The organism is Brevundimonas sp. 'scallop' (assembly GCF_011045535.1).
GTDB lineage: Bacteria > Pseudomonadota > Alphaproteobacteria > Caulobacterales > Caulobacteraceae > Brevundimonas > Brevundimonas vesicularis.
The window spans coordinates 2,234,201-2,257,270 of record NZ_CP039382.1 but is presented as its reverse complement, the minus strand read 5'-3'; the positions used below and the strand labels follow the sequence as shown (position 1 = coordinate 2,257,270).

The following is a 23,070-nucleotide window of genomic DNA, read 5'->3' as shown; positions in this document are numbered from 1 at the left end:
CGGGGCGGAAGTTCGCTGAAGGGCTGGCGGCCCTAGCCGATGTCCGCCGGCCGCGCGCCCTTCGGTGCCGCATGCCGGGAGAAGCCGACCACGAGGATAGCGATCGTCAGCAGCTGAACGGCGACGCCTTCGACCGTCGGGTAGAGGCCGAGGATCTCGATACGGGGGATCCAGGCCAGCGGATGGACGTCGAGCCAGCCCGCCTCCTGCAGCGCCGCCACCCCCTTCCCGACGAGGACAACCGACAGGATGGCCATAAGGATCGAGCTCAGGGAGAAGAACCGGCCGATCGGCAGGCGCTTGCTGTAGGCCAGCAGGGCCCAGGCAACCACGGCCAGGATGACCACCGCCGTCAGGGCGCCGGCCAGCATGCCGAGGTGGCCGCCCTGGCTCCAGATCGCCGCATAGAACAGGATGGTCTCGAACACCTCCCGGTAGACCACCACGAAGGACAGCAGGAATAGGAACCAGGCCGACCGTTTCGACAGCGCATGGGAGAGCTTGTCGCGGATATAGGTCTGCCAGGCGTCGGCGTGCGACTTACCGTGCATCCAGATGCCCACCGAGACGAGCACGACGGCGGCCAGAAGCGAACCGAACCCTTCGGTCAGTTCCCGGCTGGCGCCGCTGATGGAGATGAAGAAGGTCGCGGCCGCCCAGGTAGCCCCGCCGGCGACCAGCGCGGCGACCCAGCCGCCGTGGACGTAGCGCAGCACCTCGGGCCGTTCGGCCTTCCTGAGGAAGGCGATCATCGCCACCACGATGAGCAGGGCCTCTAGGCCTTCGCGCAGCAGGATGGTGAAGGCGCCGAGGAAGCTGGCGAGATTGTCCGCCTCCTGGGGCGCGAGGGCCCGCTCGGCCGTGTCCAGCAGGGCGTTCGCACGCGCGACCCGACCGGCGACCTCCTCGGCGGGCGCACCCCGGCTGATCGAGACGCGCAGCTCGGTCATGGCGGTCTCGACCCGGCGCAGCAGGGCGCCGTCCCGGGCGCCGAGGGCCGGCTCGATCGGCTCGACGCCGTCGAGGTAGGCGGACAGCGCCGCGTCGGTGGCGGCCTTGCGATCGCCCCGTCGATAGGCGGCCTCGCTCTCCGCCAGGCGCGTCCGCGCCAGGGTCAGCGTCGATCCGGCCGGGCGCGCCGCCGCCTCGGGATGACGTCGCAGATAGGCGGTCAGGGCTCGCGCCCGGGGTTCGCCGAGGCGGGTGGCCAGCTCGGCCGGCGTGGTCTGGGTGAGGGCGGCCAGGTCGGGGAAGGCCGCGCGGACCGCCGGATCGCCGTCCCACAGGCGCTTGCCCTCGGCGGCTTCGGCGTCGGTGAAGGCGAAGCGGCCGACATAGAAGGCCAGCGCCGAGCGGTCCTCGGCCGGCAGGTGCGAGAAGCTGGCCATCGCCGTGCCCTCCAGCCCCTGGTCGATCACCTGGTAGAGCCCGAAGACGCTGCGCTGGCGCGCGCGCTCCACGTCGGCGAAGGCGATCGCCGGCGGATCGAGCCCTTCGGCGCCGGGGCCGTCGGCGCGCCCGGTCACGCCGTGGCAGACCGCGCACTGCTCGGCGTAGAGGGCGGCGCCGCGGGCCAGGTCGGGCGGGAACGAAGGCGCAAGCGGGCTCGGATAGGCCGCCAGCACCGCGCCGGCCAGGGCCTTGGCCCGGGCGCCGACGACGGCCGGATCCGCCTTGTCCCGGATGGCCGCCTGCAGGCCCTCGGCGTCGCGCATCAGGGCGGCCTTGGCCGGGTTGGCCGGCAGGGCGTCCAGACGCGTCCGGATCTGGGTGCTGAACTCGATCATCTCGCCGTATTCGGCCGGGTTGACGACCTCGCCGTCGGCCACTGCGCCGGCGTAGTCGACCGCCACATAATCCAGCAGCCGCCAGGCGACCTGGGCCTCCGAGGCGGACGGCGCCTGGGCGAGGGCCGGGGCGGCCAGCCCTAGGGCGAACAGCAGGGTGAGCAGACGGAGCAGAGGACGCATGGGAGACCTAGTTGTGAGCGGCTCGCAATAGCATTCAAGCGACGCCGCTGTCGCGTCTAAACCGCGGACGCGCCCGGGCCCGCAGAGGCGGCCGCGATCGCGGCTTCCGGCGGGTCAGACCTCGTAACGCGCGGCCGTCAGAGGTGGATCGTGCGCTCGGCTACCGCCAGGCAGGCTTCGCGCAGGGCTTCCGGCAGGGTCGGATGGGCGTGGCTTGTCCGCGCCAGATCCTCGGCTGCCGCGCCGAACTGCATGGCGGCGACCGCTTCATGGATCAACCCGCCGGCTTCGGGGCCCAGGATGTGCACGCCGAGGATCTTGTCCGTCGCGGCGTCGGCCAGAACCTTGACCAGACCGTTCTTCTCCAGACGCGCCTTGGCCATGGCGTTGGCGGAGAAGGGGAAGCGCCCCACACGGTAGGCCACGCCGGCCGCCTTGAGGTCGTCCTCCGTGCGGCCGACCGAAGCCAGTTCCGGCCAGGTATAGACGACCGCCGGAATCGTTCCGTAGTCCACATGGCCCGCGCCCCCCGCCAGGCGTTCGGCCAGGGCGATCCCTTCCTCCTCCGCCTTGTGGGCCAGCATGGCGCCGCCGATGACGTCGCCGATGGCGTAAACCCCGTCGGCGCTGGTCCGGAACCCTTCGTCCACCGGAATAAAGCCCCTGCGGTCGGGCGCAATGCCGACCGTTTCCAGATCGAGCCCGGCGGTGGCGGGCCGTCGGCCGATGGAGACCAGCACGACATCGGCCTTGATGGTTCCTCGCGCGCCATCGCCCATGGGCTCGACGTCGAGGACGACGTCGTCGCCCTCCATCCGCGATCCGACCACCTTGTGCCCAAGGCAGAACTGGAAGCCCTGGGCCTCGAGCACCTTGTGCAGCGTCGCCGACATCTCCGAGTCGACGCCGGAGGCGATCCGGTCGAGCACTTCGATGACCGTGACCTCGCTGCCGAGCCGACGCCAGACCGACCCCAGCTCCAGTCCGACGTAGCCGCCGCCGATCACCGCTAGATGGCGCGGCGCCGCCGTCAGGCTCAGGGCGCCGGCGGAGGTGACGATCCGCCGCTCGTCGATGGGCAGGTCGGGCAAGGTCGCCGCTTCCGATCCGCTGGCGATGACCACCGCCTTGCGGGCCTGCACCTCGAAAGCGCCGTCCGCGGCGCGCACCTCCACCCGGTCGCGCGCCAGCAGCCGGCCGCGGCCCTGGAAGCGGGCGACCTTGTGCTTGCGCAGGAGGTAGGCGACCCCTTCGCCAAGCTCGGTCACCACCTTGCCCTTGTGCCGCATGACACCGTCAAGATCGGCCCGCACATTGTCGACCATGACGCCGAACGCTTCGAGATTGCGCGCCATCTCCAGCCGCTCGGTGGCCTGGAGCAGCGCCTTGGACGGAATGCAGCCGATGTTCAGGCAGGTCCCCCCGAGCAGTTCGCGGTCGTCGATGACCGCCACCGACAGGCCGAGTTGGCTCGCCCGGATAGCACACGGGTATCCGCCCGGCCCGCCGCCGATGATCACCAGGTCGTAGGAGGTCGTCGAACGGCTCATGGCGTCAGCCTTTGCTGCGAGTGGATGGGAGAGAAGGGCCCCGGCCAGCCCGAGGAACCGGCATCAGGCGCCCCCCTCATTGAGGGCCGCGTCGCGCGTCTCCATTCGGAACCCGCTTCCGGGGAGGGCCGGCAGGCGGCGGAAGTCGATCTCCAGATCCTGATCCGGCAGCCGGTAGTTCAGGTCGGCGAGCAGGCCGACGGCGCGCTCCATCAGCTCCAGGACGATCCCTTCGCCAGGGCAACGGTGACCGGTCGCCGCATCCCCACCGCCCTGGGGGATGAGACCGAACGGATCTCCGGAGCCGTCGCTGAACCGCTCCGGCCGGAACGCCTCGGGATCAGTCCAGTGTGCGGGATCGTGATTGGAGCCATAGAGGTCGAGGACCACCTGACGGCCCTCCGGGAAGACCAGGTCGCGCCAGCGAAACGGCGCGCGCACACGCCCGATCACTGCCGGGAAGAACGGATAGAAGCGTCGGACTTCCTGGACGAAGGCGCGGCGACGTCCGGGGTCGGCGACGGCCAGACGGGCCGCATCCGGGTGAGCCTGCATCGCGTGCGCCACAAACACGATGTAGACCGAGGTCGCGACAGTCGGCCGCAATACATTGGCCAGTTCGACCGCCGCCGTGTGGATCGGCAACGGTTCGCCGTCCTCGGCGCGGGTCCAGGCCCAGGCGTGGGCGGCCGTGTCCGGATCCGGCGACAGACGGCCGGCGCGAATGTCTTCAATGATCGAGCCCAGCCAGGCGTCGACGCGGCGACGCGCGTGCCTCGACCACAGATGCCGGGGGCCCCGCGATCCCGCCGCGTCGAACAGCGCCCTCAGGTGACGGACCCGCTTCGCTTCGTCGTGCGGCTCAAGCGGCACGCCGGCCCAGCCGCAGACGGCCCGCGTCAGCACCGGCTGCAGGGCGTCATAGAGCACGATGTCCTCCTCGCCGGCCCATTCGACGGTCGCGCGCCGCCACTCCGCTTCGAACAGTTCGCCCAGCCGCGCGACACGGGCTGGCGACATCAGGGACATGAACACGCCCTTGCGAGCGCGGTGGGCCTCGCCGTCCAGCCCCTGGACGCCGCCCTCGCCGAGCAGCGTGCGGCGGACCGGCGCCGGCATGGCGCCCGCCCGCACGATGCGGGTCTCGTCATAGAAGATCCGCGCCGCCTCGCGGCCTCTCAGACAGGTCGTCTCCTTCAGCGCCAGGCGGGTCTCGACGACGTCGGCGCCGGCCTGCTCGAACAGGTGGGAAAGGCGCCGATAAGGGTCTGTCAGCAGGGCCAGGGTCTGGTCGCCGTGTCGCGAGGTCGGCCGATGCGTCATCGAAATCCTCCACAAGGACGGGCGGTCCGCGACGGGAGCCGCCAATCGCCTCCAAACGTCGCGGTGGGCTAATGGCTCCGGGGTCTTTGCGCCTTCCGGATCTTCCACAGGGTCAAAGTGGCGCGGATGGATCGTGCAACGCCTCGATCACCTTGCAGGCGGAGACCCGGCCCCCGGCGCATTCCGTCGTCATCCGCGACAGTTCGCGCTGGAGGGCGCGGAGCCGGGCGATCTTCTGTTTCACATCGGCGAGATGACGTTCGGCCAGGGTGCTGGCCTCGGCGCAGGGCCGATCGGGGTGATCCGACAGATCAAGCAAGGAGCGGATCGAATCCAGATCGAAGCCCAGCTGGCGGGCATGCCGGATGAATGACAGGCGGCGCTCAGCCGCGTCGTCATACATGCGCCGGTCGCTGGCGGTGCGCGGCGGCGGCGGAAGCAAGCCGATTTCTTCATAGAAGCGGATGGTCGGAACCTTGACGCCCGTGGCGGCGGCCAGTTTGCCGATGGGGCGCAACCCGGACGAGGCGGGAGAGGGGAGGGGCATCGCGTCAGCTCGTAACGGCGGGTGAAAGGCATCTGGGGCGGGGAGGGATCATCGGCCCAGCCCCATCAGGACGACGGCGATGCCGAAGGCGGCGATCGTGGAGGCGCCGGTGAGCGCCATGCCGAAGGCCGGGACCGCCGCGCCCTGCGCGTAACCCAGGGCGAAGAAACCCCGACCGACCAGATAAGGAGGGACCAACACCAGCAGCAGGATCATCTCCTCGCCGCGCAGCAAGGTGGCGAGCACCAGGTGGGCGCTCACCGCCAGAACGGTCTGTTCAAGCGAGTTCTGTAGCACGGCGGCGGGTACGGCGAGCCTGGCGCCGGGCGCCGCATCGGCGGACCCGGCCGGTCGGCGTCGGACCGGAAACGGATGCTGGCCACCACCCTCAAACACCCCGCGAGCCACAGGAAGACCGGGAGATTCGCCTGCAGGGCATAGGCCAGCCTATCGGCCGTCGCCATGTCGCGCGCCGCGCCGAGAAGGGGCGGGGAAAGCCGCAGCCAGGCGGAGGCCGCCGCTGAGGCGGTGATGAGAATCGCCGGCGCCGAGCGGACGGCGATCGCCCTCTGTTCGGCGGGAAGCCTCATCGCGCCGCCCGTCCCAGGGTCGAGGACGCCGCGCGGCTGTCCGAGCCCCGGACGGTGAGGAGGAGCAGCGCGACGCCGCAGACAATGGCCGCATCGGCGAGGTTGAAGGTCGGCCAGTGCGCCGCCCCCCAATGAAGATCGATAAAATCGGTGACCGCGCCAAAGCGTAGCCGGTCGACGAGGTTCCCGATCGCTCCACCGGCGATGAGGCCTGCGGCGGCCGCCGTCACGGCGCTGCGCGTGCGCCAGATCCACGCCAGCAGGGCGCCGATGATCAGGAAGGCCACGGCGCTCAGCGCCCAGCGGCCGACGGCGCCTGAGCCGGCGAACAGGCCGAAGGTGACGCCGGGGTTGAACCCGAGACGCAGCGAGAGAAACGGCGTGAGGTCGATCGGAGCGTCCAGCTGAGCGCGCGCCGCGGCCTTGGCGGCCTGATCCACGACGGCGATCAGCGCCGCGAGCGTGAAGGCGATCGTCTGCAGGCGGCCGGGAACGCGTCGCGTCGGGTGCATGGTGATCATGAAGCCTCCAATGGATTTCAACTGATTTTGGGCCCTCTAGTTACTAGAGGATCAAGCGGGTTTTATCTGACGGGCGTTTCTTTCATGGAAGCCATGCATTCTCGGCATGATCGTCTAGCCAATGGGAGATGCATGCTTCTCGCGAAAGGGTAATCCGATGACTGAACCCCCTCTCGTCCTGTGCACTTCCTCGCCCGGCTGCAGTTGCGGCGTGGCCTCCAGGTTCGACGGCGCCACCCCGCCTACCGGCGCATCCTGATGGCGGTGATCGCCGTCAACGGCGCCGCCTTTATGGCCATAGCCAGCGGCGCCTCCCTGCAAGGCTCGGCGCCCCCTGGGCGCCAATGTGCTCGACTTCCTGGCCGACGCGCCACCTACGGCATCAGCCTGGCCGTGATCGGACGTTCGGTCGCCGTGCAGTCCGGGGCGGCCAATGGCCAAGGCGCCAGCCTCGTTGCGTTGGTGCTGTTATTCCTCAGCTACGCGATCTCGCGAGCCACCTCCGGGGCGCCGTCCTGTGGCATCACGGGACTGGGCGCTCTGGGCTTCTTCGCCAACGCCCTGGCCGGCTTACTGCTGGTCCGCCACTGCGCAGGCGACTCCAACGTCCGCTCGCTCTGGCTATGCGCGCGCAACGACTTTATCCAGAGCCTGGCGTCGCGGCGACCGGCGGAGCGGTCTGGCTGACCGGTTCACGATGGCCCGACCTGATAGCGGCAGCGCTACTCAGGTGAAGATTGCGCATTCTGCAATCTCGATCCACCTGCAGACGCAGCGAAAGAATCGGACGCGATCAGCGTGCGCTCGCTTAAAGATCGCTCGACGTTGCTGAATAGGTCGAGATGGCCGACGATGCGCCACTCTCGGCCTTGCATGTCGACTTTCCCTCTCCCTCACCGCGGATTGGTGGTCACTCGAAACAGTCGCAGCCCCCGAACACTGTAACAGATTGCTTGATCGCCCGAATGAAAGTATCCACCATGCGATGGCGTGGCCAATTGCGACATGGGCAAGACTGATACTGGCGGTGACCTTGGTCGCCGCCGTGTTTTTCGTCGCCCCGATCGCTGACGCCGCGACCTGCGTCCCGGAGACGGCATCGGCTCACGCCATGGTCGTTGAAGATGCGGGCGATGGCGACCAGGTCGACCTTGGCGCTGGGCACGGAGTCTGCACCCACGGCCACTGCCACCACAACGGAACTGCCCGTGCGGATGTCGCCGACCACATCGCGATGCAGATCCACGCGCGGCCTGTTCACGCCTTCCCGTCGAGTGATTTTCCGTCGTCGATCTCGCCCGACGGCCTGAAGCGCCCTCCCAGAGTCTGACGCGACGTCTGCGCCTTCGTGCGCGCGATCTCGTGTCAAATTTCTGGAAGATGAATCATGCCTCCCTCATATCGCAGGCCGCCGCGTTTCGCGGTCGGCTGCGCGTTGGCCGCATTCGCGGCCGTGCTGGCCAGTCCCGCTTGGGCTGACCCCGCGCCGTCCTTCGCCGAGCTGCTCGCCCAGCTGGGTCAAACCCCGGCCACCCTTGAAGCCGGCGCCCTGTCGGACGCCGCCGAAGCACGTGTCCGCCAGGCCCGTGCGAGGCCTAATCCGACGATCGCTCTCGACGCCGAGAACGCTTTCGGCACGGGGCCCTTCTCGGGCTACGCCAATGCCGAAACCACCTTGTCGATCAGCCAGGACCTCGAGCTGTGGGGACGTCGGACCGCGCGGGTCAATGTCGCCCGCGCGGAAGCCGGAACCGCGGCGCTGCAGCGGGATCTCGCCATCATCGACGCCGCCGGAAGGCTCGCTCAGGTCTATGCCGATGCGGAAGCCGCCCAAAGGCGGGCTGCTCTCGCGGAGGAAAGCCTCACCCTGACCATCGCCGATGCGAGGGCCGCCCTTGTTCTTGTCGAGGAAGGCCGTGAGCCGCTGCTGCGCGGCATCCAGGGGGAAAGCGAAGCGGCTGCGGCGCGTGCCTCTCGCGATGAGGCCGTCGCGGAGCGCGACGCGGCCTTCGCGCGGCTGACCGCAGTCGCCATGTTGGCGGCTCCGGTCACGACGATCGACACCAGCCTGCTGGACCTCGCACCTGCCGCGACCTTCGCTCCCCCGGCGGAGGCGCCGGCCGTTCGCGTCGCCGAGGCTCAGCGCGCGGCCGCCGAACGCCGGATCGACGTCGAGCGGATCCGCTCGCGTCCTGACATCAACGCCAGCGTCGGTGTCCGTCGCTACGAGATGGAGGACGCGACGGCGCTGACTTTCGGCGTCAGCATGCCGCTGCCCCTGTTCGACCGCAACCGCGGGAACATCGACGCGGCGCAGGCCGACTTCCGGGCTGCGGATGCGCGGCTCCTGGGCGCCCGCCAGGAGGCCCAGGCCGATCGCGCCGCGGCGCGGGCGCGCCTCGCGGCCTCTGTGAGCCGGGTCTCCGCCGCCGATGCAGGGGTGGCGTCTGCCGAGGAGGCCTACCGTCTGTCGCGGATCGGATCCGAAGCGGGGCGCATCTCCCAACTCGAGCTGCGGGTCACCCGTGCAGCCCTGATCTCTGCCCGAACTTCGGCCGTCGATGCGCGCCTTGCACGCGTCCAGGCCGAGATTGAACTTGCGCGCCAGGACGGCCGCGCCCCCTTCCAAGGAGCCCAATGATGCGCAAGCGCACATCCAACAAGACGTTGCTGATCGGCGGCGCCGCCGCCGTCGTTCTGCTTGGCGGAGGCGGGCTGTTCCTGCTCACGCGCGGGCCGGACGCCGCTCCAGCCGCCGCCGAGGGTGAGGCGGGTCACGCTGAAGAAGAGGGCGCCCATGCCGAGGGCGAAGCCGGCCACGAAGGCGAGGCCGAAGCGCCGGAAGGCTTCGTCGCTCTGAGCGCGGCCCAGGCCCAGGCCGCCAACCTGATCGTGGTCGGCGTCGGTCGGGGAGGGGGCGCCGAAACCCGGCTCTCCGGGCGGGTCGAGCCCATGGTCGACGCGCGCGCCGCTGTGGCGGCGTCCGTCGGCGGGCGGGTCGAGCGGGTTCTCGTAGCTCCGGGCCAGTCGGTCCGGATCGGTCAGCCCCTGGCGAGCGTCGTCAGCGGTGAAGCGGCGACGTTCCGCGCGGACGCAGACGCGGCGGCCGCCGAAACTGAAGTGGCGCGCCAGGCTTATCAACGCAACCGCAATCTGGCGGACCAGGGCGTTGTCGCCCGACAGGAGGTCGAGGCGTCCCGCGCGCAACTGCTCAGCGCCGAAGCCGGCGCCCGCGCGGCTCGCGCGCGGTCCAGCGCGGCGGGCTCGCCCAACGCTTCGGGCCGCCTCAGCGTCACCAGCCCCATCACCGGAGTCGTGACCAGCGTCCAGGTCGGACCGGGCGGTTTCGTCGCCCCTGGCGGCGTTGTCGCCGAGGTCACCAACCCGGCCAGGGTTGAGCTCGTCTTCAACGCGCCGCCTGCTTTGGCCGCCAATGTAAGGGCCGGGGCGCCTCTGCGGGTCAGCAGCCCCAGCGGCGACTTCGACGCCATCGTCACCGGCGTGGCCGCAGGCGCGGGCGGCGAAAGCGGCGCCACGGTCATTCGGGCCCGGCCGACGGGCTCTGTCCTCCCGCCGGCCGGTTCCGCCGTCACGGGGGCGATCGTGACGGGCGAGACGACGGGCGGTCTCACCGTGCCGACCGAGTCCGTCCAGACCGTCGACGGCAACACCGTCGTCTTCGTTCAGGTCCCGAACGGCTTCCAGGCCCGTCCGGTGCTCGCCGGTCGTCAGGCCGGGGGGCGGACTGAAATCCTGCGTGGCCTCACCGGGGCTGAACGGGTCGCCGGCACGAACGCCTTCCTCCTCAAAGCCGAGCTCGCCAAGGGCGAGGCCGAGCACGGTCACTAGGGGCGCACCGCATGTTCAAATTCATCATCGAACTCTCGGTCAAATTCCGATGGTTCGTGGTTCTCGCCACGGCGCTTGTCGCGGCCTACGGACTCCTCGAGCTGACACGGCTTCCCATCGACGCCGTGCCGGATATCACCAATCGCCAGGTCCAGGTGACCACGGTCGCTCCGGCGCTCGCGCCTGAACAGATCGAACGACAGGTCACCTACCCGATTGAAACCGCCATGGCCGGCATTCCCGGCCTGACCACGACCCGATCCCTCAGCCGAAACGGCTTCAGCCAGGTCACGGTCATCTTTACCGACCAGACCGACATCTATTTCGCGCGCCAGCAGGTCGCCGAACGGCTCGCGGGCGCCCGGGAGGCCATGCCTGACGGGGTGGAGCCGACCATGGCCCCGATCACCACGGGCCTCGGTGAAGTGCTGATGTGGACGATCGACTACAAGCCGTTCAACAGTCAGAACCTCGCCAAGCCTGGCGAGCCGGGCTGGCAGGCCGGCGGAGCCTATCTGACGCCCGAAGGCGATCTGCTCTCGACCCCGCAGCAGCGCGCCACCTATCTGCGTACCGTACAGGACTGGATCGTCGCGCCGCAAATGCGGACCGCCCCCGGTCTCGCGGGCGTCGACACCGTCGGCGGCTATGTGAAGGAGTATGCGGTCCGTCCGGACGCGGCGCGCCTTTCCGCCTACGGCCTGGGCATGGGCGACCTTATCCAGGCTCTTGATCGCGCCAACACCCAGGCCGGCGCGGGCTATATCCAACGCGCTGGCGAAGCTCTGACGGTCCGCACCGACGCCCTGGCCTCAACCGTGGAGGACCTGGCTCAGGCGCCGGTCGTCAACCGGAACGGCCTGATCGTGCGGGTCGCCGATGTCGCCACGGTCGAGATCGGCCAGGCTCCGCGCCTGGGCGGCGCCAGCCGTGACGGCCACGAGGCCGTGCTCGGTACGGCGCTGATGATCGCGGGCGGCAACAGCCGCACCGTGGCCCAGGCGGCCGGGGAGCGTCTTGAGGAAGTTCGCAAGACGCTGCCCGCGGGGATCGAGGCGGTAACGGTTCTCGACCGTAGCGCCCTGGTCAACTCGACAATTTCGACGGTGGCGCGCAACCTCACCGAGGGCGCGCTTTTGGTCATCGTCGTTCTGTTCCTGCTGCTCGGCAACATTCGTGCGGCCAGCATCACAGCGCTGATGATCCCGATCAGCTTCCTGTTCGCCGTCATCGGCATGAACCGGTTCGGCATCAGTGGAAACCTGATGAGCCTGGGCGCGCTGGACTTCGGCCTTCTGGTCGATGGCGCGGTCATCGTCGTGGAAAGCACCCTCCTGATGCTATCGCAACGGCGGATCGATCTGGGACGGGCCCTGACCCGTCGGGAACGCCTTGATGTCGCCGTGGCCGCAGCTCGCAAGATGGTCAAGCCGGCCGCCTTCGGTCAGCTGATTATCCTGCTCGTCTTCACTCCCCTGCTGATGCTTGAGGGCGTCGAGGGCAAGACGTTCGTCCCCATGGGCGCGACGGTCATGCTGGCGCTCGTCGGCGCCTTCATCTTCTCCTTCACCTTCGTGCCGGCGATGACGGCCCTGCTGGTGCGGGATCCCAAGAAGGTCGAGACCGACGAACACGGCCAGGCCCACGAACACGAAACCTTCCTGCTCCGCCACGCGCGGCGTTGGATCCAGCCGGCCATCCGCGCCGCCGTCGATCGTCCGAAGATCGTTTTGATCTCGGCGCTCGGCGCGGTCGTTGTCGGTGGTCTGGCTTTCTCGTCCCTGGGGAGGGAGTTCATCCCCACCCTGGACGAAGGCGACATCGCCATGCAGGCGCTGCGGGTTCCCTCGGCGTCGCTGGAACAGTCCCTCGCCATGCAGATGGCGTTGGAACGGGTCATCACCGCCCAGCCGGAAGTCGAGACCATGTTCTCCAGGACCGGCACCGCCGAGGCGGCCGTCGACCCGATGCCGCCCAACATTTCGGACAGCGTCATCGTTCTGAAAGACCGCAAGGACTGGCCTGATTCCGGTCTCGAGAAGGAAGCCCTTCTCGAGCGCTTCGAAGATCTGGCCAATCAGCAGATCGGCAACAACTTCGAGTTTAGCCAACCCATCGAACTTCGCTTCAACGAACTGATCTCAGGCGTGCGGACCGACCTCGCGGTCATGGTCTATGGCGACGACTTCGACACCATGCAGCGGGTCGCGGATCAGGTGGCCGGCGCGCTGCGCCAGACCACGGGCTCCGCCGACGTTCGCGTCGAACAGGCGTCCGGCTTGCCCACCCTGACGGTCAGCGTCGATCGGTTCGCGGCGGCCAGCTACGGCCTGTCCGCAGCCGACGTCTCCGAAGCGGTCTCGGCCGCCATCGGCGGCGCGGAGGCCGGCCGGATCTTCGAGGGCGATCGTCGCTTCGACGTCGTCGTCCGCCTACCGGACGATGCACGCAACGATCCGGCGGCGCTCGCGGCCCTGCCCATCGTCTCTGCGACGGGCGTGACCGTGCCTCTGTCCTCGGTGGCTCGCATCCAGAGCGCCGAGGGGCCGAACCAGATCAGCCGCAACGACGGCAGCCGACGGATGGTGGTCCAGGCCAACGTCCGCGGCCGGGATCTGGGCGGCTTCGTCACCGACGCGCAAGCGAAGGTGGACCAAATCCAGCTCCCGCCGGGCGTCCGCCTGACCTGGGGCGGTCAGTTCGAGAACCTCAAACGGGCCGAACAACGGCTGGGCCTGGTTATTCCGATCGTCTTCGTCCTGATCGGTGTGCTGCTGTTTATGGCTCTGGGGTCGTTCTCCGAGGCTGGGCTGGTCTTCGCCTGCGTGCCCTTGGCCTTGATCGGCGGCGCCTTGGCGCTTCTCATGCGAGGGATGCCGTTCTCGGTGTCTGCGGCCGTTGGCTTCATCGCCGTCTCGGGTGTGGCGACCCTGAACGGACTTGTTTTGATGCAGGCCATTCGCGAGCGATTGCAGGCGGGGCTCGCGCCCCGGGACGCGGCGATCGAAGGGGCGTCCAGCCGATTGCGTGCGGTGTTGACGACAGCCTTGGTCGCCATTGTCGGCTTCATCCCGATGGCGCTCGCCCACGGCGCGGGGGCCGAGGTTCAGAAGCCTCTGGCGACGGTCGTCATCGGCGGCCTTCTGACCGCGACGGCCCTGACCCTGCTGGTCCTGCCGACCTTCGCGGCCAAGGCGGTGCGTCATCGCAAGGACGAGGGGGTTGAGGATTGATTGCTCGCACTCAGGATGACCGTCAGCAGCGACGCACGTTGCTGACGGTTCTCGCGCTCAACGCGGGCCTGGCATTAGCGCTCGGGATCGGCGGCTTGTCCGCCGATTCCAGCGCTCTGCTGGCCAATGCAGTGGACAACGCCTCGGACGCTGCTGTCTATCTGATCAGCTTTCTCGCGATCGGTCGGCCTGGTTCGTGGAAGCGGGGGGCGGCGCGCCTCTCGGGCGTCATGCTCCTTATCTTCGGCGCTGGCGTCCTTCTGGACGCGGGTCGTCGATTCCTCATCGGGACCGAACCGATCGGCCCGACCATGATGGGACTCTCGGTCGTCGCAGCGATCATCAACCTGATCTGCCTGCAGTTGATCCGCCGTCAGCACAGCGGCGACGTCAACATGAAGGCTGCCGAGACGTTCAGCTTTAACGACTTCGCCTCCAACGGGGGAATCCTCGTCGCCGGGGCCCTGGTGCTCTGGCTCGGCCAGGCGTGGCCGGACCTCGTCGTCGGCGTCCTCGTGGCCGCCATCGCGTTGAAGGGCGGCGTGGATATCCTGCGCGATGCGGCTAAGGATCGTCCGGCTGAGGGGGAGGGGCAATGATGCCGCTCGAGCCCTCCGACAGCGTCTCCAAGCCCGCAAGCCCCGCTTTGTCCGGCTCCTCGCCCCCTGATGACGCCTGTCGATCAGCGGTCGATATCCAATCCGTTCAACGATGGCGCAAGGCGGGCATTCTCGTCGGGGGCCTGCTTCTTGTCGTCTGCGCGGCGCTCGTCACATCCTGGCCCTTGCTCGAACATCCTGTCGAGCATCTGGGCCTGATCGCCATCATGGTTTGCATCATCGGTCGGGCTTGGTGTTCCCTTTACATCGGTGGCCGCAAGAAACAGGAGATCATATCCGCAGGACCGTATTCGGTCAGCCGCAATCCGCTGTACGTCTTCAGCTTCATCGGCGCGTTTGGCATCGGCGCCCAGTCCGGCAGCCTTAGCGTCGGTTTGGTCTTCGGATTAGCCTGCTGGGTGGTGTTTCGCATCGTGGTCGGCCGCGAAGAACGCTTCCTCTCCGACGCCTTTGGACACGACTACCAAGCTTACCGTGAGCGCACCCCTCGGTTCCTGCCCAAGCTCTCCCTATGGCGCGACGAGGCGGAAATCATGATCCGGCCGGTATTCTTCGTCCGCACGGTGCGCGACGGCTTCGTCTTTCTCCTAGCGCTTCCGCTTTTCGAAGCGATTGAGCAGCTCCAGCGGCTCGGGGGCTTTAATGCCGTCGTGCCCGTGCCCTGAGGTCGGGAGAACCGGGATGACCACCTGCGAGCGGATCGCGCTGGAACCCGCTGGCCCGGCGCGCCTTCGCCCGTGTCGCTATCCCGCCCCCTCGATCGCGGCGGTCGCCGCAAGCAGCCGCGATTCCCAACCCGCAACGGGACCCTATTTATGACCAGCACAACACTGCCGGACCATCTCCACACCAAGTCCGAGGAGCACGATCACGGTGGCGTTCTAGGCTCCAATACGGAGCTGATCTTCGCCCTGACAAGTGGCCTTGCTCTGGGCCTTGGATTCGCCCTCGAGAAACTCGCAACGGGCCTTCCCGCTTGGATTCCCCTCGCCCTCTTCCTGATCGCCTACATCTTCGGCGGCTTTTTTACGGTGCGAGAAGCGTTCGAGAACCTCCGCCAGAAGCGCTTCGAGATCGATACCTTGATGCTCGTCGCAGCCGCAGGTGCGGCGGCGCTCGGGGCCTGGGCCGAAGGCGCTCTCCTGCTGTTTCTGTTCAGCATCGGCCACGCGCTCGAACACTACGCCATGGGCCGCGCCAAACGCGCGATCGAGGCCCTGGCCGAGCTTGCCCCCCGGACAGCCCATGTGCGACGCGACGGGCAGGTCGTCGAATTGCCTGTCGAAGATTTGGTCGTCGGCGACACCGTGGTGGTGCGTCCAAACGAACGACTGCCCGCTGATGGCTTTGTCGTGGTCGGCACCACAAGCATCAACCAAGCCCCCGTGACCGGCGAAAGCATGCCTGTCGACAAGCAGCCCGTCGCGGACCCCGAGGCGGCGCGGGCGAGACCGGCCCAGGTCGGATCGCCGTCTCTCGTCTTCGCGGGCACCATCAATGGCTCAGGCGCCATCGAGATTGAGACGACCCGCACATCGAGCGACACCACCCTGGCCAAGGTGGTTCGGATGGTGAGTGAGGCCGAGACGCAGAAGTCGCCGACCCAGCGCTTCACGGACAGGTTCGAACGCATCTTCGTGCCTGTGGTGCTGGCGCTCGCCTTTGTCCTGCTGTTCGCCTGGGTCGTCGTCGATGAGCCGTTCCGCGACAGCTTCTATCGCGCCATGGCCGTGCTGGTCGCCGCGAGTCCTTGCGCGCTCGCCATCGCCACCCCGAGCGCCGTCCTCTCGGGCGTCGCCCGTGCGGCGCGCGCCGGTGTCCTGATCAAGGGCGGCGCGCCGTTGGAGAACCTCGGCTCGCTCAACGCCATCGCCTTCGACAAGACCGGCACCCTGACCGAGGGACGGCCGCGGATCACCGACGTCATGACGGTGCGCGGGACGAAGGAGGGCGATCTTCTGGCGGTCGCTGTGGCGGTCGAACGGCTCAGCGACCACCCGTTGGCGGAGGCCATCGCGCGCGACGGTGGCGCACGCTTGCGCGATACGATCATCCCGGCCGCGATCGACCTCAAGAGCCTGACGGGCAAGGGCGTGACCGCCCAGCTGCACGGCGAGACGATCTGGATAGGGAAGCCGGAGATGTTCGGCGTCGACGGCGTAGCGCCGCTCGGCGACGAAACAACCTCTGTCGTCGCTCAGTTGCGACTGCAGGGGCGAACCCTGATGGTGGTGCGACGCGGCACGCGCGATCTCGGTGTCATTGGGCTTCTTGATACGCCTCGCCCAGCAGCGCGGCCGACGCTGACCGCTCTTCGCGCCCTCGGCATCGGGCGAATGATCATGATCTCGGGCGATCACCAGAAGGCCGCACAGGCGATCGCCGGACAGGTCGGCCTGACAGAGGCTTGGGGCGACCTCATGCCCGAGGACAAGGTCGACGCCATCAAACGCCTTCGCGCTGACGGCAAGATTGCCATGGTCGGCGACGGGGTGAACGACGCCCCGGCCATGGCCACGGCGACCGTCGGTATCGCGATGGGCGCGGCTGGCTCCGATGTTGCGCTTGAGACCGCCGACGTCGCCTTGATGTCCGACGACCTGTCGCAGCTGCCCTTCACCGTCGGTCTCAGCCGACAGACGCGGCGCATCATTCTCCAGAATCTCTACGTCAGTCTCGGAATCGTCGCCTTCCTTGTGCCGGCGACGATCCTCGGCCTTGGCATCGGCCCTGCCGTGGCGCTCCACGAGGGGTCGACCCTGCTGGTGGTGTTCAACGCTCTGCGCCTGCTCGGCTACCGCGACCGAACGGCGCCCATCCTTCCCAGTGCAATCCCGGCCGCCCCCGTGGCCCCGCCGGCTCTCTCGAGGACATCGTCATGAAGCGTTTCGGATGGATTTCCGTCATCGCCGTCTTTCTCGCCCTGTCGGTCTTCGCCTTCGGGATGATCTCGCGGCAAACCCGCGAGGTCCCTGCGGCGCCGTCGGCGGCTGACTCTCGCCCGAGCGACACCGAGGCAAGCCACGCTGGCGAGACCACGGACAGCCCATCGACTCGCGCCTATCGCGAGGCCAGCGCGAAGATGCACCAGGCCATGAGCATCAACTACACGGGCGACGCCGACATCGACTTCCTGCGCGGAATGATCGCCCACCACGAGGGTGCGCTCGCAATGGCCAAGGTCGCCGTCGAGCATGGCGAAGCCCGCGACGTGCGTAATCTGGCCGATGAGATCATTGCGGCCCAGGAATCCGAAATTGTCCGGATGAGAATCCTTCTTGCGCGCCATGAGGACACGCCCGCGCCCAACGCAAGGCCCTGACGCATGGCCGGCAAACGCTTCACCGCGCGCGGCCGGAGCATTCGTTGGCGGGAAGGCCGCTATCGCCAACGAGGTAGGCGGCGGCTCCAGGCGCGCCCGCTGAAGCCACGGCCCGTGCTCGATACGCTCGTCGCCATCGGGGTCAGCCTGTTCGCAGGAGGCCTGGTCTTCTGCATGGCCCTTCTGCTGCTGGGCGCACACAAGGTGCCGCTGCATTTTGGTTACGGGGCCATTCTGGGCGGCGTGATCGGCTGCTCGTTTGTGTTTGGACCCCGCGATAGGCCCGGACTGATGGTCGTCGGAGGCTTGGTCGTCGTTTGGGTTTTGGGAACGGCCGTCCTCTACGCTTCGCGAGACCAGATCGTCCTGCGTCCACATGAGCACCGCAGCGCCGCCGCCAAGTCTGCGCCACGGAAGGCTGACTGAATGCCCGAAGCCGCGCTGACCGAGCCATCGCCTCGCCCCGTCCGGATCGCGCGCGGCGGCTGGCTGGACGCGCTGCGTTTTATCGTAGGGGCGCTGATCATCCTCTACCATTTCCGCGAGGCCGCGCCTGTGCCTCTCGGACAACTGCATCCAGTCTTCGAGCGCGGCTATCTGCTCACCGACTTCTTCATCATCGACTCCGGCTATGTCCTGGCCCGCATCTACGGTGATCGCCTCGCGTCCGGACAGGCCTCGCTGCGCGCCTATGCGCGCCAGCGCCTGCTGCGGGTCATTCCGGCCCACCTGGCGGTCAGCCTCGTCCTGGTGCTGCTCGTCGGCGGCGCCGCCCTGGCCGGGATCGCGCCCAGCAATCCGCGCTGGTTCGACTGGTCGCAACTGCCCGCGCAGGTGCTACTGGTCCAGGCCTATGGCGTGCCGGGCGGGCAGGGGTGGAACGCCCCGACCTGGACCCTCTCGGCCCTGATCGGCTGCTATCTCCTGCTGCCCTGGATCTGCCGCGCCCTGTGGCGCTGGCCGCCGGTCGCAATGGTGATCGGCGCGACGCTCCTCGTCGTCGCCGCCGATATCGCCGCCTCGCTGTGGCTCGGCGATCCGATCTACCGCCTGCCGATGCGCTACGGCATCCTGCGCGCCCTGCCGCTCTTCCTGCTCGGAGTCGCGGCGGCCTTCTACGGTTCGCGGGTCTGTGTCGCGCCGCACCGGGCCAGGGCGATCGGCCTCGCCGCCGCCTTCGCGCTCGTGGGGCTGCAGGCCTTCGGCGCCTTCAGCCTGGTGTCGCTCGGCCTGATGACCGTGATCATCTGGGCCGCCGGCGCCGTGCCGGTGCGCAGTCCTTCACGGCTGATCGAGCATCTGGCCCTAATGTCGTTCTCGATGTTCCTCACGAATGAGGTGAGCCGCATCGTCTGGTTCGGCCTGCTCGACGCCCTTGGACAGGAGGCGTGGTCGTCCGGCGTTCGCTGGGTCCTGTGGGCGATCGGCTTGGTCGGGGCGTTCGTGGCCGCCGCCGTGTTTCGCTACGGCTTCGACCGACCGGTCCAGACCTGGCTTAGTCCGTCCCGACGACCGGGGTCGACCCGAAGGTCGGCCGCCGCCACGGAACGGGCCGTGGAATTGGGCGGCCCCGGCGTCGCCGCGCCCGGGCGCCCGGGGCAGGCCGCCATCGACCCGCCCCGGGCTTGATCAGGGGCGCGGCTCAGTGCTTGTGGGCCCGGACCCCCGCGGCCGCCTCCGGCTCTGTCTGGGGGGCCAGATCCCGGGCCGCGCCGGGGCGCTGCGGGCGGCAGGCCGGACACAGACCCTGGCCTTCGAGCGTGATCCGTTCGATCTCGTAGCCCGCCGCTGTCGCGGCCGCGCCCAGCGACGCCATGCCGGACGAAGGGATCTGGCGACAGAAGCCGCAACAGTCGCACAGAAGAAAAACCGCAGGCGAACCGAGGCGTTCGGGATCGCAGGCCACATAGGCCTTGAGGCTGGAAAGACGATGGATCAGACCGTGAGTTTCGAGGAACTGCAGCGCCCGATAGACCGTAGCCGGCTTCGCGACGCGAGCATCCTGGTGATACGTCGCCACGAGATCATAGGCCTTAGCCGGAGCGCCCGCGACGAGCAGGAGCTCCAGCACCCTGCGCCGGGGGCGCGTCAGCTTATCCCCGGTGGCGGCGACGCTGGCGGCGGCAGCGTCCAGGGCGCGTTCCACCTGTGCGGCCGTCGGCGGCGCGGTCTCCCGGTCATGCGGACAAGGCGAGGTCATCAAGGGGCTGGGCTCGCCTCCGGGGTTCGTCGGACGGCGCCCTCCACTCCAACCGAACGGCGCGCTCATTTTTTAGCTTGCATCTACAGTCGCTGGAGGAGGTAGCCTTGCCCAATAGAGATCACAAGGAACAGACATGACGGCGCAAACTCTCGAAAGCCGATACCGGGTCACCGGGATGGATTGCGCCAGCTGCGGCCGCAAGATCGACACGGCGATCCGCAGGCTGCCGGGCGTCGAGGACGTCTCGGTGGCGGTGCAGACCGGCGTGCTCAAGATCCGGCATGGCGGAGACCTCGCCGACGAGGCGGTCCTGCAGCAACTGCGCAACCTCGGCTACAGCGGAGAAGCGGCCGCGCCGACGTCCGGAGCCGTCGCTGCGGCGGCGGGCCCACCTCCGGCGGCCGCCCGGGCCGGGGGCGCCCCGTGGTGGTGGACCGGCAAGGCCCGCCTCACCGCGCTCTGCGGCCTGGCGCTGTTGTCCGCCTATGGACTGGGCACGCTGTTCCCCTCCCTGGAACGATACGCCTTCCTCGCCGCCCTGGCCGTGGGGCTCATTCCGATCGCGTCGCGCGCTTTTTCGGCGGCGCGCCACGGCACGCCCTTCTCCATCGAAATGCTGATGACCATCGCCGCCGTCGGCGCCGTCTTCATCGGGGCCGCGGAAGAGGCCGCCGCCGTCGTTTTGCTGTTCCTCGTCGGCGAGATGCTCGAAGGGGTGGCGGCTGGTCGCGCGCGCAAGAGCATCCAGGGGCTCGCCACCCTCGTGCCCAAGACCGCCTTCGTCGAGGTGGACGGCGTGACCACGGAGGTCGCCGCCGAGACCGTGGCGGTGGGCGCGATCATCCTCGTCCGGCCCGGAGACCGCGTTCCGGCGGACGGCGAGATCATCGAGGGCGCGGGAGACCTCGACGAGGCCCCGGTGACGGGCGAGAGCGTGCCCAAGCGCAAGGTCGAGGGCGATCCTGTGTTCGCCGGCACGATCAACGGCGGCAGCGTCCTGCGAGTGCGCGTGACGGCCTCAGCCTCGGACAACACCATCGCCCGGGTGGTGCGTCTCGTCGAGGAGGCGCAGGAATCGAAATCGCCGACCGAACGGTTCATCGACCGCTTCTCGAAAATCTACACGCCGGGCGTGCTCGTGTTCGCCGCCCTCGTCGCGGTCACGCCGCCGCTGCTGTTCGGCGGGACGTGGAGCGAATGGGTCTACAAGGGCCTCGCCGTGCTGCTGATCGGCTGCCCCTGCGCCCTCGTCATCTCCACGCCGGCCGCCATCGCCGCCGGCCTGTCGGCGGGGGCCCGGCGCGGCCTGCTCATGAAGGGCGGGGCCGTGCTGGAGACGCTGGGCAAGATCACGGCGATCGCCTTCGACAAGACGGGGACCCTGACCGCCGGCAAGCCCGTCGTCACCGACGTCGTCGCCGGAACGCGGGATGCCTCCGCCCTGCTGACCCTAGCGGCCGCGCTGGAAACGGGATCGAGCCATCCGCTCGCCCTCGCCATCCTCGCCCGAGCTGAGGCGGACAAGATCACGGCGCCGCCGGCCTCGGCCACCCAGGCCATTCCGGGGGAGGGCGTGGAAGGCGAGGTCGGCGGCGAACGCATATTCCTCGGCTCGCCGCAGGCCGCGGCCCGACGCGCCCCGATCACGCCGGCCCAGGACGCGGCCATCGCCGCCCTGAACGCCGAGGGCAAGACGGTTTCCGTCCTTGTCGTCGGGGATGGCGTCGCCGGCTTCCTCGCCATGCGCGACGAGGCGCGGCCCGACGCAGTCCAGGGTCTGGCCGACCTGAAGGCGCGGGGCATCCGGACCATCATGCTGACGGGCGACAACCGCCGCACGGCGGAGGCGGTCGCCGCCGGCCTGGGCATCGAGCCCCGGGCCGAACTGCTGCCGCAGGACAAGCTAGTCATCGTCAAGGCGCTGCAGGCCGAGGGGCTGGTGGTCGCCAAGGTCGGGGACGGCATCAACGACGCCCCGGCCCTGGCCCAGGCGGATGTCGGCATCGCCATGGGCGGCGGCACCGACGTGGCCCTGGAGACGGCGGACGCCGCCGTCCTGCACGGCCGGGTCAGGGACATTCCCGACATGATCGCCTTGTCCCGCGGAGTGATGGGCAATATCCGGCAGAACATCACCATCGCCTTGGGCTTGAAGGCGGTGTTCCTGGTCACCACCGTGATCGGGGTGACGGGCCTGTGGCCCGCCATCCTCGCTGACACCGGAGCCACGGTCCTGGTCACCGCCAACGCCATGCGCCTGCTGCGCTGGACGCCGCGTCGTCAACCGTCGTGACTGCCGGCGGTGCGCCTTCTCAGGCCCCGTTGTGGCGACCGAACACGCGGGTCGAACCGTCGTTGAGGATCAGGACGGTCGCATAGGGTTCGCGCCCGGCGGCCTCCATGCCCGGCGAGCCCGCCGGCATGCCGGGCGCGCTTAGTGCGCGGGCGGCGGGGCGTTCGCCGAGCAGCCGCTCGACATCGCTCGACGGAACATGGCCCTCGATGGCGTAGGCGCCGACCACCGCTGTGTGGCACGAGGCGAGGCGGTCCGGAATGCCATGCCGGGCCCGGATCGGGGCGAGATCCTCGCGCTCGACGACCTCGACGTTCCAGCCCGCCTGGCGCATGTGGGCGATCCAGCCGCCGCAGCAGCCGCACCATGGCGTCTTGTAGGCGATCATCCGTTTCGGGGGCGCGGCGAGGGCCGGGCCGGCCACGGCGACCAGGGGCAGGCCGAACACGAGGGTCCGGCGGGACAAGCGCGGGCGAGTTTGAACCAAAGTGAGCGCTCCTTGGGAGTCCAAATCCCACCATGGCGGGCGCGGGCCGGTTTGGCGACGGGCGCAGTTGTCGCGCCCTGACCTGACGTCGCCCAGGCGTTGAGCGCCGGCTAAGTCCGCCCATATCGCAGCGGAACCTCTGGTAGAAGGCCCGCACCCGCCCGGGCAGGACACAGCCCCCTGCTCGGCCGGCCCGGCCAAGCGAATCCGTTCGCCTGAGGCGCCCGGGGTCTCGCAACCATGCCTTCGCTGACGTATCGCGACCGTACGAGGCCGGTCACGCAAGCGCTGATCCCCGTGGAATGGTCATGGGCGACGGGATTGAGGAGCCGGCGGAAGCCGGAGGCGAAGCGTCCGCTGCGGCGAACCGTGGCGTCGAGAGCTAGCCCGCCGACGCTTGCGGGGCCCCGAAGGCGCCAAAAACTGCATGTGAGCGGCAACGGCCTCCGCCCGGCCGTATAAGGCGCAACACGGCGCGCGCGACCAACAGGCTGACTTTTCGCGCGGGCCCGCTCGCGAAGACGAGCCTTCGGCCCTCGAGGGCAGCGAGGACGAGGCCGGC

The 23,070-nt window shown here is 68.9% G+C and carries 20 protein-coding genes; 12 read left to right on the top strand and 8 right to left on the bottom strand.

Annotated features, from left to right (window positions below; genetic code table 11):
• Positions 1-32 precede the first annotated feature (32 nt).
• The 6 genes from E4341_RS11310 to lspA form a co-directional block, all read right to left on the bottom strand.
• Positions 33-1,970 (bottom strand): cytochrome c/FTR1 family iron permease, encoded by a 1,938-nt coding sequence (locus E4341_RS11310; RefSeq protein ID WP_165117324.1) that lies wholly within the window; start codon positions 1,968-1,970, stop codon positions 33-35.
• A 137-nt stretch (positions 1,971-2,107) separates the two neighbouring features.
• On the bottom strand, positions 2,108-3,520 hold the full coding sequence (gene lpdA / locus E4341_RS11305; protein WP_165117322.1) for a dihydrolipoyl dehydrogenase: 1,413 nt from the start codon (positions 3,518-3,520) through the stop codon (positions 2,108-2,110).
• A 63-nt stretch (positions 3,521-3,583) separates the two neighbouring features.
• Complete coding sequence (locus tag E4341_RS11300; RefSeq protein WP_165117320.1) at positions 3,584-4,843, bottom strand: cytochrome P450; 1,260 nt, start codon at positions 4,841-4,843, stop codon at positions 3,584-3,586.
• 112 nt (positions 4,844-4,955) lie between these two features.
• A complete protein-coding gene (locus E4341_RS11295; RefSeq protein WP_008263014.1) occupies positions 4,956-5,360 on the bottom strand; it encodes a helix-turn-helix domain-containing protein in 405 nt (134 codons plus the stop codon).
• A 78-nt stretch (positions 5,361-5,438) separates the two neighbouring features.
• A complete protein-coding gene (locus E4341_RS11290; protein ID WP_165117318.1) occupies positions 5,439-5,786 on the bottom strand; it encodes an MAPEG family protein in 348 nt (115 codons plus the stop codon).
• 190 nt (positions 5,787-5,976) lie between these two features.
• Positions 5,977-6,501, bottom strand: coding sequence for a signal peptidase II (gene lspA, locus E4341_RS11285; RefSeq protein ID WP_134581258.1), 525 nt, complete (start codon positions 6,499-6,501; stop codon positions 5,977-5,979).
• A gap of 258 nt (positions 6,502-6,759) precedes the next feature.
• On the opposite strand from lspA, the gene E4341_RS11280 reads away from it, so the two are divergent.
• The 11 genes from E4341_RS11280 (at position 6,760) to E4341_RS11230 (ending at position 19,154) form a co-directional block, all read left to right on the top strand.
• Positions 6,760-7,188: a hypothetical protein gene (locus tag E4341_RS11280; protein ID WP_165117316.1), complete on the top strand. Its 429-nt coding sequence runs from the start codon at positions 6,760-6,762 to the stop codon at positions 7,186-7,188.
• Positions 7,189-7,528: 340 nt separating this feature from the next.
• Entirely contained in the window at positions 7,529-7,831 is a 303-nt protein-coding gene (locus E4341_RS11275) for a hypothetical protein (RefSeq protein ID WP_240893534.1), read from the top strand.
• 57 nt (positions 7,832-7,888) lie between these two features.
• Positions 7,889-9,142, top strand: a complete 1,254-nt coding sequence (locus E4341_RS11270) for a TolC family protein (RefSeq protein WP_040349348.1) — start codon at positions 7,889-7,891, stop codon at positions 9,140-9,142.
• Entirely contained in the window at positions 9,142-10,350 is a 1,209-nt protein-coding gene (locus E4341_RS11265) for an efflux RND transporter periplasmic adaptor subunit (RefSeq protein ID WP_040349349.1), read from the top strand. The genes E4341_RS11270 and E4341_RS11265 overlap by 1 nt, the downstream gene beginning before the upstream one ends.
• An 11-nt stretch (positions 10,351-10,361) precedes the next feature.
• Positions 10,362-13,583: an efflux RND transporter permease subunit gene (locus E4341_RS11260; RefSeq protein WP_165117314.1), complete on the top strand. Its 3,222-nt coding sequence runs from the start codon at positions 10,362-10,364 to the stop codon at positions 13,581-13,583.
• 38 nt (positions 13,584-13,621) lie between these two features.
• Entirely contained in the window at positions 13,622-14,182 is a 561-nt protein-coding gene (locus E4341_RS11255; protein WP_008261511.1) for a cation transporter, read from the top strand.
• Positions 14,179-14,868 (top strand): isoprenylcysteine carboxylmethyltransferase family protein, encoded by a 690-nt coding sequence (locus tag E4341_RS11250; protein WP_008264189.1) that lies wholly within the window; start codon positions 14,179-14,181, stop codon positions 14,866-14,868. Before E4341_RS11255 ends, E4341_RS11250 begins: the two co-directional genes overlap by 4 nt.
• A gap of 150 nt (positions 14,869-15,018) precedes the next feature.
• Positions 15,019-17,085 carry a heavy metal translocating P-type ATPase gene (locus E4341_RS11245; protein ID WP_088582519.1) on the top strand — a complete coding sequence of 689 codons (2,067 nt, stop codon included), beginning with the start codon at positions 15,019-15,021 and terminating at the stop codon, positions 17,083-17,085.
• The gene (locus E4341_RS11240; RefSeq protein WP_088582518.1) at positions 17,082-17,525 is read left to right on the top strand and encodes a DUF305 domain-containing protein; all 444 of its coding nucleotides are present in this window, start codon (positions 17,082-17,084) and stop codon (positions 17,523-17,525) included. The genes E4341_RS11245 and E4341_RS11240 overlap by 4 nt, the downstream gene beginning before the upstream one ends.
• A gap of 3 nt (positions 17,526-17,528) precedes the next feature.
• The gene (locus tag E4341_RS11235; RefSeq protein WP_165117312.1) at positions 17,529-17,951 is read left to right on the top strand and encodes a hypothetical protein; all 423 of its coding nucleotides are present in this window, start codon (positions 17,529-17,531) and stop codon (positions 17,949-17,951) included.
• Positions 17,952-19,154 (top strand): acyltransferase, encoded by a 1,203-nt coding sequence (locus E4341_RS11230; RefSeq protein WP_165117310.1) that lies wholly within the window; start codon positions 17,952-17,954, stop codon positions 19,152-19,154. It abuts the gene before it with no gap.
• A 13-nt stretch (positions 19,155-19,167) separates the two neighbouring features.
• On the opposite strand, the gene E4341_RS11225 is transcribed toward E4341_RS11230, so the two are convergent.
• Positions 19,168-19,725, bottom strand: coding sequence for a Fur family transcriptional regulator (locus E4341_RS11225; RefSeq protein WP_165118719.1), 558 nt, complete (start codon positions 19,723-19,725; stop codon positions 19,168-19,170).
• 136 nt (positions 19,726-19,861) lie between these two features.
• Between E4341_RS11225 and E4341_RS11220 the strand changes: the two genes are divergently transcribed.
• The gene (locus E4341_RS11220; protein ID WP_165117303.1) at positions 19,862-22,021 is read left to right on the top strand and encodes a heavy metal translocating P-type ATPase; all 2,160 of its coding nucleotides are present in this window, start codon (positions 19,862-19,864) and stop codon (positions 22,019-22,021) included.
• Positions 22,022-22,040: 19 nt separating this feature from the next.
• Here E4341_RS11220 and E4341_RS11215 read toward each other — a convergent pair whose 3' ends face one another.
• Positions 22,041-22,469: a DUF411 domain-containing protein gene (locus E4341_RS11215; RefSeq protein ID WP_134581245.1), complete on the bottom strand. Its 429-nt coding sequence runs from the start codon at positions 22,467-22,469 to the stop codon at positions 22,041-22,043.
• Positions 22,470-23,070 lie beyond the last annotated feature (601 nt).

Bases quoted from the DNA above. Each gene is read 5' to 3' on its own strand.
- lpdA (WP_165117322.1), bottom strand. From the start codon at position 3,520: ATGAGCCGTTCGACGACCTCCTACGACCTGGTGATCATCGGCGGCGGG.
- E4341_RS11310 (WP_165117324.1), bottom strand. From the start codon at position 1,970: ATGCGTCCTCTGCTCCGTCTGCTCACCCTGCTGTTCGCCCTAGGGCTG.
- E4341_RS11240 (WP_088582518.1), top strand. From the start codon at position 17,082: ATGAAGCGTTTCGGATGGATTTCCGTCATCGCCGTCTTTCTCGCCCTG.
- E4341_RS11300 (WP_165117320.1), bottom strand. From the start codon at position 4,843: ATGACGCATCGGCCGACCTCGCGACACGGCGACCAGACCCTGGCCCTG.
- E4341_RS11220 (WP_165117303.1), top strand. From the start codon at position 19,862: ATGACGGCGCAAACTCTCGAAAGCCGATACCGGGTCACCGGGATGGAT.
- E4341_RS11250 (WP_008264189.1), top strand. From the start codon at position 14,179: ATGATGCCGCTCGAGCCCTCCGACAGCGTCTCCAAGCCCGCAAGCCCC.
- E4341_RS11235 (WP_165117312.1), top strand. From the start codon at position 17,529: ATGGCCGGCAAACGCTTCACCGCGCGCGGCCGGAGCATTCGTTGGCGG.
- E4341_RS11225 (WP_165118719.1), bottom strand. From the start codon at position 19,725: ATGACCTCGCCTTGTCCGCATGACCGGGAGACCGCGCCGCCGACGGCC.
- E4341_RS11230 (WP_165117310.1), top strand. From the start codon at position 17,952: ATGCCCGAAGCCGCGCTGACCGAGCCATCGCCTCGCCCCGTCCGGATC.
- E4341_RS11270 (WP_040349348.1), top strand. From the start codon at position 7,889: ATGCCTCCCTCATATCGCAGGCCGCCGCGTTTCGCGGTCGGCTGCGCG.
- E4341_RS11245 (WP_088582519.1), top strand. From the start codon at position 15,019: ATGACCAGCACAACACTGCCGGACCATCTCCACACCAAGTCCGAGGAG.
- E4341_RS11280 (WP_165117316.1), top strand. From the start codon at position 6,760: ATGGCGGTGATCGCCGTCAACGGCGCCGCCTTTATGGCCATAGCCAGC.
- E4341_RS11265 (WP_040349349.1), top strand. From the start codon at position 9,142: ATGCGCAAGCGCACATCCAACAAGACGTTGCTGATCGGCGGCGCCGCC.
- E4341_RS11260 (WP_165117314.1), top strand. From the start codon at position 10,362: ATGTTCAAATTCATCATCGAACTCTCGGTCAAATTCCGATGGTTCGTG.
- lspA (WP_134581258.1), bottom strand. From the start codon at position 6,501: ATGATCACCATGCACCCGACGCGACGCGTTCCCGGCCGCCTGCAGACG.